The following is a 17,331-nucleotide window of genomic DNA, read 5'->3' as shown; positions in this document are numbered from 1 at the left end:
CCCCGCACCGCCGTTCCGGACACCCATCGTCCCGGACACTCGCCGTCCCGAACGATGTCCCGGACCGACGGAGCGCCAACGCAACAACGGAAGCAATGGAGTCGCGTATGAGGACCGAGGGTGATATCACCAGCACGACCGGGCCCCACGAGGTGTCCTCATGACGGCCCCGGCGAGCGTGCTGGTCGTGGGCGCTTCCGCGTCCGGGCTGGCCACCGTCGAAGCACTGCGGCGCAAGGGATACGAGGGCGCGATCACGGTGCTCGGCGACGAGCCGCACGCTCCGTACGACCGGCCTCCGCTGTCCAAGCAGGTTCTTTCCGGCGCCTGGGAGCCGGCCAGGGCCGTGCTGCGGACGCAGGACGTTCTGTCCGGCCTGGACGCCGAGTTCGTGCTCGGCGACCCGGCGGTCGCGCTCGACACGGCCGCCCGGACCGTACGTACCGAGTCCGGACGTGTCCTGCGGGCGGACGCGGTCGTGATCGCCACGGGCGTACGGGCACGGGCGCTGCCCGGACAGGAAGATCTGACCGGTGTGCATGTGCTGCGTACGCTCGACCACGCGCTGGCCCTGCGCGAGGATCTGCTGGCGAGCTCCCGGCTGGTGGTCGTGGGCGAGGGTGTCCTCGGCTCCGAGATCGCGGCCACCGCGCGGACGCTGGGCCTGGACGTGACCTTGGCCGGACCGCTGGCGGCGCCGATGGCGCTCCAGGTCGGCCCGCTCGTCTCCGGACTGCTCGCGGACCTGCACCGGGAGCGCGGCGTACGGCTCCGGCTGGGCGAGGGAGTCGTGGGGCTGGGCGGAGACGGCGGCGGCAGGGTCGCCGGCGTACGGCTGGGCACGGGCGAGACACTGCCGGCCGACGCGGTGGTGGTCGCGATCGGCGCGTCCCCGGCGACGGAGTGGCTGGCGGACAGCGGCCTCCGGCTCGACAACGGCGTGGTGTGCGACGCCCGGTGCCGGGCGGCGGAAGGGATCTACGCGGTCGGCGACGTGGCCCGCTGGCACCATGAGGGACTCGACCGTCTGATCCGCCTGGAGAACCGGACGAACGCCACCGAGCAGGCCTTGGCGGTCGCCGGAACCATCTGCGGCGAGGACAGGCCGTACGCTCCGGTGCCGTACTTCTGGACCGACCAGTTCGACGTGAAGCTCCAGGTGCATGGTTTCCTGCCGGCCGGTGCCGAGGTCGAGGTGGTCGAGGGCGATGTGTCGGCCCGGCGCTTTGTCGCCCGTTTCCACACCGACGGCGTGGTGACGGGTGTTCTCGGCTGGAACATGCCCAAGCAGACCCGGCTGCGCCGTCAGGAGGTTGTCGACGGCCTGGTCGTGACCTCCACTCACACTCACACCTCCGCGTCCGCCTCCACCCCGGCTTCCACCCAGTGAACGATCAGGAGAGATCCCATGAAGGTTGTCGTCGACGAGGACAAGTGTGTCGCGGCAGGGCAGTGCGTGGCGGGCTCGACCGGGACGGGCACTACGAGCAGCACAACAGGATTCATACATGAGCGAGTTCAGCTTCGAAGACGCGTCGCGGTCGTCACCGGCGCGGGCCGCGGCATCGGCCGGGCCCATGCCCGCCTGTCGGCGGAGCGAGGCGCGAAGGTCGTCGTCAACGACCCTGGCGGATCGATGGAGGGCGATGGCTCCGACACCGGACCCGCGCAGTCGGTCGTCGAGGAGATCGCCACCGCCGGCGGCGAGGCCGTCGCCGACACCAACGACGTGGCCACGCAGGCCGGTGCTACGTGCCCGCCGACCTGATGGCCTGGTCCGGCTCGTTCATGAAGCACCGGTTCGGCCCGAGCGCCGGTCCATCCACGTCGTAGGAGGTACGCGTTGCGTTCGCGTTCATCAGGCAGCCGTATCTACGGAGAGACCGGGCGGCGGCCGGGCCGGACTCCCACCAGTTCCCGGGCTGTTGACGCGACGGCGTCGGGCGTGATGCCGAAGTGGTCGTACAGTTCGGCGGCCGAGGCCGAGGCTCCGAAGTCCTGAACGCCGATCGACCGGCCGTCGAGGCCGATCAGGTCGTGCCAGCTCTGGCTGATTCCCGCTTCCACCGAGATACGGCGGCGCACGGTCGGCGGGATGATCCGGTCGCGGTACGCGGCGTCCTGTGCGTCGAACCATTCACGGCAGGGCATCGAGACGACACGTGCCCGGATGCCGTCGTCGGCGAGATCGCGCGCCGCGGCGACCGCGATCTGCACCTCGGACCCGGTGGCGATGATGACGACGTCCGGATCCGCCGGACCGGTGGAGGAGTCCTGGGCCGGCGCCTCGTAGCGTACGTATCCGCCGTACACGGCGTCGGCGGCCGAGCCGTGCCCGTCGGTGCTGTCCGGGAAGACCGTCAGATCCTGTCTGCTGAGGCTGAATCCGGTGGGCCTGCCCGGTTCGCGGAGGACCTTCCAGAGTGTGACGGCCGTTTCGTTGGCGTCGGCGGGCCGCACCACGTCGAGGCCCGGGATCGCCCGCAGGGAGGCGAGGTGTTCGACCGGCTGGTGGGTCGGGCCGTCCTCGCCGAGACCGATGGAGTCGTGCGTCCAGACGTAAAGCGTGGGCAGTTTCATCAGCGCCGCGAGCCGCACGGCCGGACGCATGTAATCGCTGAACACCAGAAAGGTGCCGCCGTAGGGACGGCTGAGACCGGAGAGCGCGATGCCGTTCATGGCCGCGGCCATGAAGTGCTCGCGGATGCCCCGGTGGACCGTCCGGCCGGCCGGATCGGCGCCGGGCTGCGCGCTGGAGGCCGGCAGGAACGACGAAGTGGCGTCGACGGTGGTGTTGTTGGAGTCCCCGAGGTCCGCGGATCCGCCCCACAGTTCGGGCAGTTCCTTCGCCGCGGCCTTCAGCGCCGCGCCGAAGGCTTTACGAGTGGCCATCGGCACACCGGCGTCGGCGTCGAACGTCGGACGGGCGCTGTCGAAACCGGACGGGACCCGCCTGTCCTTGAGCCGGCGCAGCAACTCGCGTCCGTCCGGGTGCGCGCTCTCCCAGGTGCGGAAAGCCGTGGTCCAGGCGCGGTGAGCGGAGGATCCGGCTTCGCGCGCCGCCGCGGTGGCCCGCCCATACGCCTCCGCCGACACCTCGAATGTGGCATCCGGATCCACACCGAGAACGGCCTTCCCGGCGCGCACCGCTTCGGCGCCATGGGACTTCGGAGTGTTCTGTGCACCGGGGACGGGCCAGGAGATGATGCTGCGCATCAGGATGATCGACGGGCGGGCCGTCTCGACGGTCGCCTCCTCCAACGCCCTTGAGAGTGCAGGGATGTCGATGTCACCGCTCGGCGACAGGCCGACATGCTGGACATGCCATCCGTAGGCGGCGTATCGGGCCGCCACATCCTCGCTCGTGGCGAGCGCGGTGCTGCCCTCGATGGAGATGCGGTTGTCGTCATGGACCACGACGAGATTGCCCAGCCGCTGATGCCCGGCGAAGGAACCGGCTTCGGCGCTGACGCCCTCCTGTATGTCACCGTCGGAGCAGAGGACGAAGATCCGGTGGTCGAACGGACTGGCTCCGGCCGGTGCGTCGGGATCGAGGAGACCGCGTTCGCGACGGGCTCCCATCGCCATGCCGACCGCGGTCGCGATGCCCTGGCCGAGAGGCCCGGTCGTGGTCTCCACTCCCGGTGTATGGCCCCACTCGGGATGGGCGGGAGTGCGGCTGCCCATCTTCCGGTACGCGCGCAGGTCGTCCAGTGTGAGCCTGCGCGTAACGCTGCATGGGCACTTCGTCGATCCAGTAGTGCCGGTACTCGGGCAGGTCGATGTCGGAGATCTCGGTCTTGGTGTAACCGGGCGCGATCGCGTTGACGCGTACCGACCTGGGCGCCCACTCGGCGGCGAGGGACCGGGTGAGATGGTGAACTCCCGCCTTGGAGACGGCGTACGGCGCGTGCCACTGCGGACGGTTGATGATCATGCCGGACATGGAGCCGACGTTGACGATCGAACCCGTGCCGCGCTCGACCATGGACTCGCCGATCACCTGACTGGCCTTCCAGACCGCGTCGAGATTGGTGGCCATGACACGGTCCCAGCCGTCGTCGTCAATGGTCAGCGACTCACCGTGGATACCGATCCCCGCGTTGTTGATCAGAATGTCTATCGGGCCGAGCCGCTCGGTGACCTGGTCGCGCATGGCGATGAGATCCGGGCGCCGGGTGACATCGGTCCGTGTCGAGATCACGGCGCCACCGAGGCCGGTCAGTTCGGCCACGGCTTCCCTGTTGCGTGCCTCGTCCCGGCCGGCGATCGCCACCGACGCACCCGCCTCGGCCAGCGCGGTGGCGATGGCCTTGCCGATTCAGCGGTTTCCTCCGGTGACGAGGGCGACCTTGCCGTCGAGACGGAACAGATCCAGGACGCTCATACGACTTCCTCCTCGGCCGGTACGGGCAGGGATTCCAGGGATTTCAGTGATTTCAGGGACTCCACCGTGGGAACGCGGACGATCCGGTCGGCCCGGGCACGTGTTCCTTCGATGAGTTGTGCGTTGCGCTGGTCGGAGCCGTACGAGCGTTCTCGGGCCTCTTCGGCGGAGCGCCCGAAGGCCATGTGCCGGGCGATCAGCCGCTCCAGGCGTACGCCGTCGCCCGGGTCGACGTACCAGCATTCGTCGAGGAACGTCCGTACCGGTCCCCAGTCGGATCCCTCGACCAGCAGGTAGTTGCCTTCGGTGATGATCAGAGGCACCTCGCGCGGGACCGGCACGGCGCAGGAGATGGACTCCTCCAGGCTCCGGTCGAAGAACGAGGTGTAGACGGTCTCGTCCTCGCGGGCGCGGAGTCTGCGCAGGAGATTGACATAGCCGGCGGCGTCGAATGTGTCGGCGGCGCCCTTGCGGGCGTGCCGTCCCAGGCGGTGCAGCTCGGAGTTGGACAGATGGAAGCCGTCGAGCCCGACGAGTACGGCCTGGTCTCCCAGCGCGGTCACGATCGTTTCGGCGAGCGTGGACTTGCCGGAACCGGGCGCGCCCGTGATCCCGAGAACGCGTCGCCGGCCGGGAGTGATCAGAGCTCGGGCCGACGCGACCAGCGCGTCGAAGTCCACAACGTCGATCCCGGACGGCGCTTGCTCGGAGCCGGTGGTCCCGCGCGTCCGCTCAGGGCCCGTGGTCCCGTGCGGCTGCTCGGAACTGCTGACGGCTTCGGGGTTGTTCACTGTTCCTCTTTCGCGAGCGACGCCGACTCTGTCTCGTCGTTCGGCTGGTGCGTGGCGGCATCGAGTCGCTCCAGCGTGTCGGGCGACTTGGCGCCGGTCATCACGGCGACGGCTTCTTCCATGGAGGTCGATTTCGTCTCGACGAGAGCGACACGGCGTCCCAGCCGATGGATATGGATCCGGTCCGCGACCTGGAACACATTGGGCATATTGTGGCTGATGAGGACAACGGGCAAGCCGTTGTCGCGCACACGGAGGATGAGATCGAGGACCTGGTTCGTCTCACGGACGCCCAGCGCGGCCGTCGGCTCGTCCATGATCACCACCCGGGTTGCCCAGGCGGCGACGCGCGCGACGGCGACGGCCTGCCGCTGCCCGCCCGACAGAGTCTCGACCTTCTGCCGGATGGATTGGATACGGATGCCGAGGTCGGCCATCTGCCGGGCCGAGCCACGTCGCATGGCGCCCTTGTCCAACTACCGGAACACGGTGCCGAGTATCCCGGCCCGGCGCCGCTCCCGGCCGAGGTACAGATTCTGCGAGATGTCCAGCGCGGGCGCCACGCCCAACTCCTGGTACACGGTCTCGATGCCCGCGTCGCGGGCGTCGAGCGGGCTGCGGCACTGAACGGCTTCTCCGTTGAGCCGCAACGTACCGGCGTCCGGGATGACGGCTCCCGTCAGCGACTTGATCAATGTCGACTTACCCGCGCCGTTGTCACCGATGACGGCGAGGATCTCGCCCGGCCGCAGATCGAAGTCGCAGTCGTCCATGGCCACGACGTGTGCGTAGTGCTTGGTGAGGCCGCGCGCCTCCAGCACAGGGGGAAGGGAGCCGGACTGGGATTGAGTCATCGTGACTGCCTCCTTCGTACGAGACGGTCGACACCCACGGCGATGACCACCAGAACACCGGTGGCGACCTGCTGGTAGAGGGAGTCGATACCGGCCTGGGTGAGCCCGTTCTGGAGCACCGTCACGATGAGCGCGCCGATGAACGTACCGATGACTCCGCCACGGCCGCCGAACAGACTGGTGTCGCCGATGACGACGGCCGTGATGCTGCCGAGGTTCGCGGTCGAGTAGCCGCTCGGGTCGGCCGTCGGTGTGCGTCCGAGAGCCTGCCAGGCGGCGAAAACGTAGATGACCGCCGCGATCACATAGACACCGAACAGCAGGCGCTTGACCTTGATGCCGGACAGCTCGGCGGCCTTCTGGTTGTCGCCCACGGCATAGACCCGTACACCCCACGAGGTCTGGGTGAGGGCGTAGCCCAGTACGGCGGTCAGCCCGATCCACAGCATGACTCCATAGGTGATCGTCACACCGCCGACCGTCGGGCCGAGGTTCAGCGAGGTGAGAAGACCGGAGTCGATCGGATAGCTCTCCGATGCCGTGTAGAGCCGGGCGGCGGCGGTCATGACCGACAGAACGCCGAGTGTGACGATGAACGGCGGCAGATCGAGGAGCGAGATCAGTACGCCGTTGACCGCGCCGACCACCACGCAGACCAGCAGTCCCACCAGCAGAGCGACCAGGGGATTGCCGTCGGCGGCCAGGTGCCCGATGACCACGGATCCGAGCACCATGATCGCGCCGTTGGCCAGATCGATGCCCGAGGTGAGGATGATCAGGGTCTGTCCGAGCGCCAGTGTGCCGACCACCACGGACTGCTGGGCGATCAGGGACAGATTGCCGGTGGTGAAGAATGTGCTGGTCGAGGCGGTGAAGACAATGATCGCGACGACCAGGGCCGCGAGCGGCCCGGCGATCTGATGCGTCGCGAGGGCACGGAGGGCGCCGGTGCGCTCAACTCCCGGTTCGAGGGCCGCCGCATCCGCCTCGCGTGTTACGGTTTGTGTCACTTCGTACCCCAGTAGTTCTCCAAGCCCCATGCCGAGGTCTGGGACTCGACACCGGCCACCGGCTTGTCGGTGATGAGGACGGTGCCCGTGTCGGTCAGCCCGGACTTGGGCTTGGTGCCGTCCTTGAGGTAGGCGGCGACGGCTTCGACGGCCTGCTGGCCCATCCTGCTCGGGAACTGCATCGCGGTGGCACCGATGATGCCGGCCTTCACGTCCTCGACACCGGTGCACGCTCCGTCGACCGAGACCAGACTGACCTTGCCGGCCAGGCCCTTGTTCTTGATCGCCGTGTACGCGCCGTGCGCCGTGGGCTCGTTGATGGTGTAGACGGTGTTGATGTCCGGATGGGCCGACAGCAGGTTCTCCATCGCGGACTGGCCCGTGTCGACGGTGCCCTTGGTAAGCGCGGTGCCTGCCACGAGCGGGGACTTGACGTCTGTTCCGTAGCCTTCGAGAAAGCCGTTGTGCCGGCCGCCGGCCGCACCGTCGGACAGGTCGAAGTCCAGCATTCCTATACGAGGACTGCTCGGAGCCGAGGCCGCGGCCCACTGGCCGATGAGCTTTCCGGCGGCGACATTGTCCGTGGCGAAGGTGCCGTCCGCGGCGTCGATCGGCGTGAGGTTCGTATTGACCGTCACCACGAGAATGCCCTTGTCCCTGGCCTTCTTCACCACATCCACGAGCGCGGTCGGGTTGGCCGGGTTGAGGACGATCGCCTTGACCTTGTTGTTGATCATGTTCTCGACCGCGGTCACCTGTGTCGCCGAGTCACCAGGAGTCTTGGCCTCGGCCTTCATGACCTTCCAGCCCTTCGCCTTGGCGGCGGACTCGGTCGCCTTCTCCAAGGTGCCGAAGAACGGGTTGCTCAGGTTGAGTTCGACGATCCCGAGTGTGACGGCTCCGTCGGAACCGCCGGTGCCACCGGGGTCGACAGTTGGGCAGCGGCTCGACGCGCTCTTCGCCGCGGACCTGATCCGGGAGGGCGATACGCACGTGCCGTCACGCGGCCGGCCGTCCCGGGCGCTGCAACTCAATGACTCCGCGGGCCTGTTGATCAGTGTCGATGTGGGCGAGGAGCGAACGCGGATCGCGATCACCGATCTCAACACCCATGTCCTCGCCGACCGCGTCGAGTCGCTCGCCGTCGGAGAGGGCCCGGACAGCCTGCTCGACAAGATCACCGCGACGGTGCGCGAGATGATCGCCGAGGCCGAACTGAGCCATAAGCCGGTGGCGGGCATCGGACTGGGCCTGCCCGCGCCCGTCGACTACGAGGCCGGCCGGGTGCTCGGCTGGTCGATCATGTCGGGCTGGGAAGGTTACGACATCCGTGGGCATCTGAGCCGGACCTGGCAGGTTCCGATCCTGATCGACAACGACGTCAATCTGCTCACTCTCGCCGAACACCGACGGTTCTGGCACGACCAGCGGCATCTGCTCTACATCAAGGCCGGTACCGGTGTCGGCAGCGGAATGGTCATCGACGGCAGCATCAACCGCGGTGCCCAGGGAGCGGCCGGTGACATCGGGCATGTCCGTATCAACGGCTTCGGCGATCCGCAGTGCCGATGCGGGAACCTGGGCTGTCTCGAATCACTCATCGGCGGCTGGGCCCTCGCCCGCGATCTGCGCAGCCGTCAGCAGGGCAGCCATGACGCGCGCGATGTCGTGGCGCAGATCCGGCGCGGGGACGGCGAGGCGGTCGCCAGGCTGAGGGCCGCCGGGCGGGTGCTCGGCGGGGCGGTGGCCTATGCGACCAGCCTGCTCAATCCCAATGTCATCGTTCTCGGAGGCATGCTCGGAACCACCGGCGACCATCTGCTGGCGGGCGTGCGCGAGGTCATCTACCAGCGCTCGCTGCCGCTTGCCACGCGCCAGTTGCGGATCGTACCCACCAAGTACAAGAACCGCGCCGGTATCGCGGGCGCCGCGTATCTCGTCCGCGACCATGTCCTGCATCCCGCCACACTCGATGCCACACTCGCCGCGGGCGGCTCTCCGTTCGCGGCTCCCGTCGCGTAACGCTTGGCCCATCGGCCTGTTGAGTGGAGAAACCGCTGGCTCGACGGCGGAGCGGTTCCGTAGCGTGTCGGCCATGTCGGCTGCCGTTCTGTACTGCTGTGATCCGTTGAACCCGCGACGGGTGGATGAGCACTTCGGGCTTGAAGCGCGGGAAGTCCGTGCACGCGGTGGGACGGTCGCGCTGATCGACCATGACGCACTGCTGCATGGCGATGCGGAGCAGGCGGTTGCCCGGGTTTCCGACGGGCTGGGCGGCGTCTGGTATCGGGGCTGGATGGTGCCGAGCGACGGTTACGCCGCGTTGGCCGAGGCCCTGGGCCGACGAGGGTGCGAATTGCTCGTCACGCCGGAGCAGTATCGGACGGCGCACGAATTGCCGGACTGGTATCCGGCATTCGCCGAGGTCACGCCCGCGAGCGTATGGCGTCCCGCCGGCCCGCGAGAGGTTTTGACCATGGAGGATCTCGCCGTGCTCGCCAAGCGCTTGCCGCCCGGCCCGGGGATCGTCAAGGACTATGTCAAGTCGCGCAAGCACGAGTGGGACGAGGCGTGTTTCATCCCGGATCTCGCCGATGAGGCGGGGCTCGCACGGGTGGTGCGGCGTTTCGTGGAGTTGCAGGAGGAGTCTCTGACCGGAGGCGTCGTCCTCCGGGCCTACGAGACGTTCGCGGAATCCGGATCGGTCAGGTCGGTCGGGGCCGAGACGCGGATCTGGTGGCTGGACGGCGAGCCACGGCTGCTGACGCGCCATCCGGACAGCGCGTTCGAGAGCGAGTTGGTACCCGAACTCGATCGCATCGGCTCGGCGGTACGGCGTCTTGGGTGCCGTTTCGTCACAACGGATGTAGCGCTGCGCTCGGACGGGGTGTGGCGTGTCATCGAGGTCGGTGACGGCCAGGTCAGCGATCTGCATCAAGTAAGCGACCGGGGCGAGTTCGCCGCGTTGCTGGTCGGCTCATAGCGTCGGCGCGAAGGCCCGACGGTGGCTCCGAAGCGGCGGGATACGTCTGGCCTGTTCGTCTCGTCTGCCCGTTCGTCTGCCCGTTCGGCTGTCTATTCAGCTGTCCATTCAGCTGTGGAGCTTTGGACGGCCGCATCGGCCAGTTCCTTCACCCGGTCCGCGGCCACCGGGATTCCGGGAGTGTTCAGGAACCAGCTGTACGACTCTTCCTGAGACATCCCCGTGGGCCGCGCCGGGAAGTACGGCTGAACGTAGACCGGGGTGTTGGGCTCGCTGCGCCAGGTGTGGGTAGGCGATGTTGTTGAACGCCTTGACGACAAGGGAGTCGGCCAGGTGCCGCCGCACCAGCGCGCTGGAGGTTGATCTCGCGCAGTGCCTGCATCAGTAAGTCGTCCAGCATGACCGCGTGCCAGATGCCGATGAGGGAACGCATCACCGGATCGTGCCGGAACACACCACGGGAGAGCTCGCGCTGCCGGTGTTCGCCCACTGCCGGTGGAGCGAGGGTCGGTTAAGTCAGTCGCTTGCTTTACTTCAGCAAGGGCAGTTAACTGATTGTGTGCTCAAGGTCGTCTTCGAGAAAGATGTGCGGTGGTGGTGACGGTGTCGGGCAGGGTGGTACGGGCGGAGCGCGGTGACGCGACGCGGGAGCTGATCCTTGCGACGGCGGAGCGGCTGTTCGCCGAGCACGGGGTGTTCGCTGTTTCCAACCGTCAAGTCAGTGAAGCCGCGGGGCAGGGCAACAACGCCGCTGTCGGCTATCACTTCGGTACGAAAGCGGATCTTGTGCGGGCGATCGCACGAAGACATTCCGAGCCGATAGAGCGGCTGCGCCTGCGGATGGTGAACGAGATCGGTGGTTCCACGGATGTGCGGGACTGGATGGCGTGTCTGGTGCGTCCGGTGACCGAGCATCTGGATGCTCTGCGCAGTCCGACGTGGTACGCGCGGTTCGGCGCGCAGGTGATGACCGATCCGGCGCTGCGCGAAATCATGGTCCAGGAATCGCTGAGCGCGTCCTCGCTCCAGCAGATCCGTCATGGGCTCGACCGGTGCCTCCCGGAGTTGCCGCCCGAAGTGCACGCCGAACGCACCGACATGGCCCGCCAGTTGATGGTGCATATGTGCGCCGAGCGGGAACGCGCGCTGGCCCAGGGCACGCCTACGCCACGGTCGAGCTGGCGCGATGCCGCGACGGGTCTGATCGACGCGCTGGTGGGGCTGTGGCTGGCTCCGGTCTCGCGCCCTTGATACGGGTGGCAACCCCCAGGTCGTCGCGGCGAACATCCTCGGCGCCAGCCGGGCCTATACGCCGGTGCCGTACTTCTGGACCGACCAGTTCGACGCGAAGATCCAGGTCCAAACAGACCCGTCAACACCGCGCATGGCCGAGCGACAGCCGGCCGAGGTGCCCACGCCGATCAGCACGCGGCTTCGAAAACCGTCTCACTGGCGCGTCGCATCTCGAACATCGGCGGATCCGGTATTTGGCGATTCGAGCTCCATGCGCCATCGGCGTCAATGACGTCGACCTTGGAACGCATCCTGACCACATCGCCCTCCCATTCGCCGTCGAGTTTCCGCATATTGATATCTGCCTTGCGTGTCGGAAGGTAGAGATTCAGTGAGAAGCGACTGCCGCGCCAGTTGTGCACATCTCCTGCGAAGTCGCCGCTCGTGTCCTTTTCGGCTCCGCAGATTTTGACCTCGCCTGTGACATCGCAGGCCATGGAGCAGTTTTCGTCCCGGACCAGATGGAGCATCAATCGCCTTTTGTCATCCGCCGTATAGGACACCTCTCCTTGCCAGTAACCGGTCAGCTGAGGCTTGCCAGGCAGGGGAAAGTCCCACGGAGTAAGCAGCATACGAGCCAGGATGAGCAGACCGAACAGAGCGGCCAATACGGCGACGCCCTCGATGGTTCTCCGCCGGAGACTCTTTTTCCGGCGTGGCTGTGACATGTAGGTAGTCATCTCTCAACCCCCCTCAGGTCATATCACCGTAGCAGCGGTATGCGGCACAACGAGAGCTGTCCGGATCGACGTTTCAATTTCGGTACGCAATCCGACATCAACCGTGAAAAAGTCAGCCGTTCCATAAACTTTCCACTGCCGGAAAACTTCCCTTTCCCGACCGGGCACGTCCGTATGCGGGCCGACAAGTGGAGCCACTCCGTATCGTGCCGTCCTCGCTGCTTCTTATACGTGCCGTCCCGCGGTGTGTTCAGAGCCAGCCCCGGCGCTTGAAGACCATATACAGCCCGACGCAGACGATGCCCATCAGCGCCAGGGCGAAGGGATACCCGAGGAGCCAGCCGAGCTCGGGCATGTGCTTGAAGTTCATGCCGTATACCGTGCCCACCAAGGTCGGGGCGAACAGGATCGCCGCCCAGGCGGAGATCTTCTTGAGCTCCTCGTTCTGTGCGTGGCTGGCGCGTGCCAGCAGCCTCATCTCCTCGTTCTGCTGCTGGGTGACGAGGGTGGCGTTGACGGCGAGGATGTCTTGCAGCGCCAGCCGGAAGCCGTCGACGCGTTCGGTGACATGGGTGGCGTGGTCGGCGACATCGCGCAGATAGCGGCGGAGTTCCTCGTCGATGCCGTACTTCTCGAATCCCGCGGTCAGGCCTTCCAGGATTCTCGTCAGCGGGCGGGTGGCGCGCTGGAACTCCACCACTTCCCGCGAGAGTTCGTAGATGCGGCGGGACACCGTAGGGTCGCCGCTGAAGACCTCGGTCTCGATCTCGTCGACATCGTTCTCCACGCCGGCCACCACCGGCGCGTAGCCGTCGACGGCCGCGTCGAGGATCGCGTACAGCACGGCTTCGGGGCCGCGCTTGAGCAGATCCGGGGTGTCCTCCATACGGCGGCGGACCGAGGCCAGGTCCGGAGCGGCTCCATGGCGGACCGTGATCACGAAATCGGGTCCGACGAAGACGTGCAGTTCGCCGAAGTCGACTTCTTCGGCATCGTCCAGATACCGGGCGGCACGCAGCACCACGAACAGGGTGTCTCCGTAGCGCTCCAGTTTGGGCCGCTGGTGTGCCTCCAACGCGTCCTCGACCGCGAGTGGGTGCAGATCGAACTCTTCGGCGACGGACAGCAGCTCGGCCTCGCTCGGCCGGTGCAGGCCGATCCACGCCATGCCGCCGTCCGTCTCGCGGAGCTTCTGGAAGGTCTCGGCGAGCGAGTCGTACGTGTGGGTACGGAAGCCGTCCCGGTAGATGGCGGCGGCGATCACACTGCTTCCACGCGGCGACGGCTCCTCGGCCGGTGCGGGCGTTCCCGGCTCGCCGACGGCGGCGGCGGGGCCGGGCTCGGCAGGGCGTTTGGCCGGCTTCTTGAACGGGCGCAGGGCACGCAGACGACGCTCGGACATGACGGAATCCTCTACAGGCGGAACCTCTACAGCCCGGTTGGCGCGGCGTCCCACGGGGTGCGACTGGGAGGTTCACCACTCATCGTGGTCTCACCTCCCTTTCGGTACGCGAGGGACGGAGCCTCTGAGCAGGCTATACCCGCCGGGCCGCAGTGGGGCGACGGCCGCCGACGGCTGCCGAGGGCCGGCGGTGGAGGGCTCGGACGGAGTCGTCACGGGCGGGCTGGTGCCCGGAGTGGCGCCCTGAAGTCCGGCGTCGTTGACTGGTGGGAAAGTGCCCGTCGGCGTGGCTCACGGTGCCGGTGCCCGCACAGCGATGACCACAACGGACAGAGCGGTGATCACAACTGACAGAGGGAGAACGCAGTGCGGGCGACATTCTCGCTGGGACGGATCGCCGGAGTCCGGATCGGGGTCCACTGGAGCGTCCTGGTCATCTTCGTACTCATTACACTGGGCCTGGCGGAAGGCCGTTTCCCGCAGGTCTATCCAGGTCACGCGGTAGGGCTGTACTGGGTGGCCGCACTGGTCACCTCCCTCCTCTTCTTCGTCTCGCTCCTCGCTCACGAACTCGCCCATGCCATCGTCGCCCGGCGCAACGGCGTACAGGTCGACGACATCGTCCTGTGGCTGCTCGGCGGTGTGGCACGGCTCAGGTCGGAGGCGTCCGATCCGGGCGCTGAGCTTCGTATCGCCGGTGTCGGCCCACTGGTGAGCCTTGTGCTCGGTGGTCTGTTCACGCTGTGCACATGGCTCCTCCTCATCGGGGACGCTCCGCGGCTGATCGTGGAGGCATCGGCCTGGCTGGCGGCCATCAACGTTCTCCTCGCCGTCTTCAACTCCATCCCGGCCGCGCCGCTGGACGGCGGGCGTCTGCTGCGGGCCCTGTTGTGGTGGCGTACGGGCGACCGGTTGCGGGCCACGGCCGGAGCCACCGCTGCCGGGCGTGTCTTCGGCTGGCTGCTGGTGGCGGCGGGCTTCGTCCTGTTCATCGCGACCCGTGCCTTCGACGGCCTCTGGCTCGCGCTGATCGGTTGGTTCCTGATCACGGCCGCCACCGCGGAAGGCCGGGAGGCGCAGATGAGAAGCGTCCTCTCCGGCGTTCCCGTACGGCATGCCATGACACCGGATCCGGTCACCGTGCCGGCCGCGCTGACCGTGGCGCAGTTCCTCGCCGACTCGCGTTACCGCTACCGGTACTCGGCATTCCCGGTGGTGACGGGTGAGGCGGGCGAGGTGGGTGTGACGGCCAAGGCGGGCATGACGGGCGAGGCTGGTGGCGCGGGTGACGCGGCGGGACTGATCACCCTGGAACGCGCGCGCCACACACCGGAGGACCAACGGGAGTCCCTGACCGTCAGGGACGTGATGCTGCCACTGACGGACATCACCACCGCAGGGCCGGACGATCCTCTGGCGGACCTGCTCCCGCGTATGCGTCCCGGCGCCGAGAACCGGGTCCTGGTACTGGACGACCACAGACTCCTCGGCATCGTCTCCTCCTCCGACATCAGCCGCACGGTCTCCCGCCTGATCGCCGCGAAGCAACACCGGGTCGACTGGAGGGACCGTCGATGAGCATGGCCGTCTCCAGGCCTTGTGGTGAGGTGGGTGGCTTGCGGTGAGGTGAGTGCGGTTCGCGTCATGTGCTGGGCATTCCCACGGGTGCCGCCGTTGTCACTTTGGGTGACCGACATGGCGGCCATACGCCATCAGCGCGTCGCCCCGTCCGCGCCGTCCGGCCATACCTCGATGTGGTCCTGTTCCAGCTCCAGCATCACCCGCTGCTCCATGCCGAGCGCCGCCGTGTACTCCGAGGGCAGCTGGAGCCGCCCGGCCCGGTCCAGCATCGCGTACTCCCGGGCCACCACCGACTCCTGGCCCTCCGCGTCGATCTCCGTACGCCGCAGGACCTCGGACGAGGTACGGCCGTCGCGGATCGCGACCGTACGGCGGACCTCGTCCTCGACCGCCTGGTCGTGCGTGACGATCACGATCGTCGTCCCCAGCTCCTCGTTGGCCCGGCGGAACGCCGCGAAGACCTGCTCGCCCGTCGCCGAGTCCAGCTCGCCGGTCGGTTCGTCGGCGAGCAGTACGGACGGAGAGTTGGCCAGGGCCACGGCGATCGCGACACGCTGCTGCTGGCCTCCGGAGAGCTGGTGCGGACGCCGGTCGGCGCAGTCGGCGACGTCCAGCATCGCCAGCAGTTCCTTCGCCCGCTCGCCCTTCGCCCTCGACGATCGAGTGGAGCGCGAAGGGCGTAGGGAGCTCGGCTGCTTCGCGCCTTGTGGACCGCCTCGGCCTCTCAGCTGCATCGGGAGCGCTATGTTCTGACTGGCCGTCAGATAAGGCAGGAGATTGCGGGCCGTCTGCTGCCAGACGAAACCGACCACCTCACGGCGGTAGTCCAGCCGGACCTTCGCGTCCATCGCGAGCAGATCGCGGCCCGCGACCCTGGCCGCGCCGGCCGTGGGCACGTCCAGGCCCGCGAGGATGTTCATCAGCGTCGACTTCCCGCTGCCGGACGCGCCGACCAGGGCCATCAACTCGCCCTCCTGGACCGTGAGATCGAGCCCTTGGAGGGCCTGCACCTCCACCCCGTCCGTGGTGAAGACCCGGACCAGCCGGTCGCAGGTGATCAGCGCGTCGTGCCCGTAGGAAGGGCGATTCCGGTGTGCTGTCGCCTGCCGTTCCAGGTCGGTGAGGGTGGGAGTGTGGTTCGGTGTCGGGCTCGTCATCGTGTGTCTCCCGCTCTCAGCTCGGTGATCGATCCGCGTCTGCCCGCCCACCATGCCTGCCCGGCGGCCACCGCTCCCGCCAGTACCAGCACACCGCCCGCCGGCAGCGCCAGCGACCACACGTCCGTACTCAGCGATACATCGCCCACCACGGACGCGGACGCGGAGGCCACGGCGAGCTGGGCCAGGTCGATGCCCGGGGCCAGCAGGCGGATGGTGGCCCAGCCGACGAGGATGCCGCCCCCGGCGGCGAGCAGCGCCTGTGGCAGCGCCTCCAGGCCCAGCAGCAGACGGCCCTGAGGGGTGGTGAGGCCCATGGTGCGCAACCGGGTCAGCAGGGCGGTGCGTTCGGGCGCGGCGTGAAGGAGGGAGAGGAGGAGGGCGATGACCGCGTAGGCCGCGCCGGCCAGGACGGCGACGGCGTAGATCCGCTCGGCGCCCGACTGGAGCGGCGACGCGGTGAACGCCGCCCGCTCCTCGCTCAACAGGCTCACCTCCGGATCCGGGGACCCGCCCTCACTCTGACCAGCAGTCTGCGGGGCCTGGGCGCGCCTGGTCGCCGCGCGCAGCTCTTCACCGTCCAGCCGCTCGCCCGTGACCAGCAGCGTCGTCGGATTCGCCGCCGTCAGGGCCGCGCTGTCCACCAGCAGGAAGTCGGAGCGCGGAGCGGCCGGGGTGTGGGACCGGACCGTGGTGATCCGTACGGTGATCTCGCCCGCCGAGGAGAGGATCCGGCGCGGCGCGGTGCCCAGCCGCTCGGCGGTGGCGGGGGACGCCACCGCGTTCAGTACCCCGCCCTGACCACGCGCCTTCAGCACACCGGCCGGAAACGGCCCGAGGTCCATCTGCTGGGCCAGCCGGGTGTACGCGTCGGGCTCGACCCCGATCAGGGTGACCGGCTTCTCCAGCGCGGACGCGGCTCCGGTAGTGGACCCGGCTCCGGCTCCGGACCCGGTCGCGGCCTCAGTCCCGGCCGCCGGGGCCGCGTCCGCCACCAAGTCGATCCGTACCGGAGTCACGTCCCGTACGCCCTCCACCTGGCGCACCGACCGCTCCGCGCCCGGCGGCAGCGGCACGGTGTCGTTCGGGGTGGAGATCCGCGCGTCCGCGCCGACGGCCAGCAGCGCGGCCCGGTCGCGCGCGTCCGCGATGCCCGACAGCACGGAACCGCCGAACGCCGCCGTCGTCAGCGC

At 68.1% G+C, this 17,331-nt stretch carries 13 protein-coding genes and 4 pseudogenes; 7 read left to right on the top strand and 10 right to left on the bottom strand.

Annotation, left to right across the window (positions count from 1 at the left end; all coding sequences use genetic code 11):
* The first annotated feature begins 160 nt into the window (after positions 1–160).
* Positions 161–1,390, top strand: coding sequence for an NAD(P)/FAD-dependent oxidoreductase (locus GA0115259_RS17170; RefSeq protein ID WP_093597479.1), 1,230 nt, complete (start codon positions 161–163; stop codon positions 1,388–1,390).
* 118 nt (positions 1,391–1,508) lie between these two features.
* A pseudogene (locus tag GA0115259_RS17165) lies at positions 1,509–1,750 on the top strand (SDR family NAD(P)-dependent oxidoreductase); the annotation flags it as partial.
* Between the two features lie 122 nt (positions 1,751–1,872).
* Here the strand turns inward: GA0115259_RS17165 and GA0115259_RS17160 are convergent.
* From GA0115259_RS17160 to GA0115259_RS17135, 6 genes and pseudogenes are all read right to left on the bottom strand, one after another.
* The gene (locus GA0115259_RS17160) at positions 1,873–3,687 is read right to left on the bottom strand and encodes a transketolase family protein (protein WP_093597476.1); all 1,815 of its coding nucleotides are present in this window, start codon (positions 3,685–3,687) and stop codon (positions 1,873–1,875) included.
* 91 nt (positions 3,688–3,778) lie between these two features.
* Positions 3,779–4,309: pseudogene (locus GA0115259_RS17155) on the bottom strand (SDR family NAD(P)-dependent oxidoreductase); the annotation flags it as partial.
* A 74-nt stretch (positions 4,310–4,383) separates the two neighbouring features.
* Entirely contained in the window at positions 4,384–5,067 is a 684-nt protein-coding gene (locus GA0115259_RS17150) for a nucleoside/nucleotide kinase family protein (RefSeq protein WP_093597488.1), read from the bottom strand.
* Between the two features lie 107 nt (positions 5,068–5,174).
* Positions 5,175–6,032: pseudogene (locus GA0115259_RS17145) on the bottom strand (ATP-binding cassette domain-containing protein).
* On the bottom strand, positions 6,029–7,042 hold the full coding sequence (locus GA0115259_RS17140) for an ABC transporter permease (protein ID WP_256098028.1): 1,014 nt from the start codon (positions 7,040–7,042) through the stop codon (positions 6,029–6,031). The pseudogene GA0115259_RS17145 and the gene GA0115259_RS17140 overlap by 4 nt, the downstream one beginning before the upstream one ends.
* The gene (locus GA0115259_RS17135; protein WP_256098029.1) at positions 7,039–7,911 is read right to left on the bottom strand and encodes a substrate-binding domain-containing protein; all 873 of its coding nucleotides are present in this window, start codon (positions 7,909–7,911) and stop codon (positions 7,039–7,041) included. The genes GA0115259_RS17140 and GA0115259_RS17135 overlap by 4 nt, the downstream gene beginning before the upstream one ends.
* A gap of 22 nt (positions 7,912–7,933) precedes the next feature.
* Here GA0115259_RS17135 and GA0115259_RS17130 point away from each other — a divergent pair, with 22 nt between their 5' ends.
* The 4 genes from GA0115259_RS17130 (at position 7,934) to GA0115259_RS17115 (ending at position 11,276) form a co-directional block, all read left to right on the top strand.
* Complete coding sequence (locus GA0115259_RS17130) at positions 7,934–9,064, top strand: ROK family protein (RefSeq protein WP_256098027.1); 1,131 nt, start codon at positions 7,934–7,936, stop codon at positions 9,062–9,064.
* A 73-nt stretch (positions 9,065–9,137) separates the two neighbouring features.
* Positions 9,138–10,025 carry an ATP-grasp domain-containing protein gene (locus GA0115259_RS17125; RefSeq protein ID WP_093597467.1) on the top strand — a complete coding sequence of 296 codons (888 nt, stop codon included), beginning with the start codon at positions 9,138–9,140 and terminating at the stop codon, positions 10,023–10,025.
* A gap of 406 nt (positions 10,026–10,431) precedes the next feature.
* Positions 10,432–10,626, top strand: a complete 195-nt coding sequence (locus tag GA0115259_RS39620; protein WP_141716600.1) for a hypothetical protein — start codon at positions 10,432–10,434, stop codon at positions 10,624–10,626.
* Between the two features lie 2 nt (positions 10,627–10,628).
* Positions 10,629–11,276: a TetR/AcrR family transcriptional regulator gene (locus tag GA0115259_RS17115; protein ID WP_093597482.1), complete on the top strand. Its 648-nt coding sequence runs from the start codon at positions 10,629–10,631 to the stop codon at positions 11,274–11,276.
* Between the two features lie 170 nt (positions 11,277–11,446).
* Here the strand turns inward: GA0115259_RS17115 and GA0115259_RS39615 are convergent, their stop codons facing one another.
* Positions 11,447–11,998 (bottom strand): hypothetical protein, encoded by a 552-nt coding sequence (locus tag GA0115259_RS39615; protein WP_141716599.1) that lies wholly within the window; start codon positions 11,996–11,998, stop codon positions 11,447–11,449.
* Between the two features lie 250 nt (positions 11,999–12,248).
* Complete coding sequence (locus GA0115259_RS17105) at positions 12,249–13,400, bottom strand: magnesium and cobalt transport protein CorA (protein WP_093597461.1); 1,152 nt, start codon at positions 13,398–13,400, stop codon at positions 12,249–12,251.
* A gap of 366 nt (positions 13,401–13,766) precedes the next feature.
* On the opposite strand from GA0115259_RS17105, the gene GA0115259_RS17100 reads away from it, so the two are divergent.
* Complete coding sequence (locus GA0115259_RS17100; protein WP_093597457.1) at positions 13,767–14,978, top strand: site-2 protease family protein; 1,212 nt, start codon at positions 13,767–13,769, stop codon at positions 14,976–14,978.
* A 134-nt stretch (positions 14,979–15,112) separates the two neighbouring features.
* Here the strand turns inward: GA0115259_RS17100 and GA0115259_RS17095 are convergent, their stop codons facing one another.
* Positions 15,113–16,138 carry an ATP-binding cassette domain-containing protein gene (locus GA0115259_RS17095; protein WP_093597454.1) on the bottom strand — a complete coding sequence of 342 codons (1,026 nt, stop codon included), beginning with the start codon at positions 16,136–16,138 and terminating at the stop codon, positions 15,113–15,115.
* Positions 16,135–17,331: pseudogene (locus GA0115259_RS40360) on the bottom strand (ABC transporter permease); the annotation flags it as partial. The gene GA0115259_RS17095 and the pseudogene GA0115259_RS40360, both read right to left, overlap by 4 nt.

Origin of the sequence: Streptomyces sp. MnatMP-M17, from assembly GCF_900091995.1 — a bacterium.
Classification (GTDB): Bacteria; Actinomycetota; Actinomycetes; order Streptomycetales; family Streptomycetaceae; genus Streptomyces.
The sequence above is the reverse complement of the archived record's forward strand: the minus strand, read 5'-3'. Positions and strand labels throughout refer to the sequence as shown.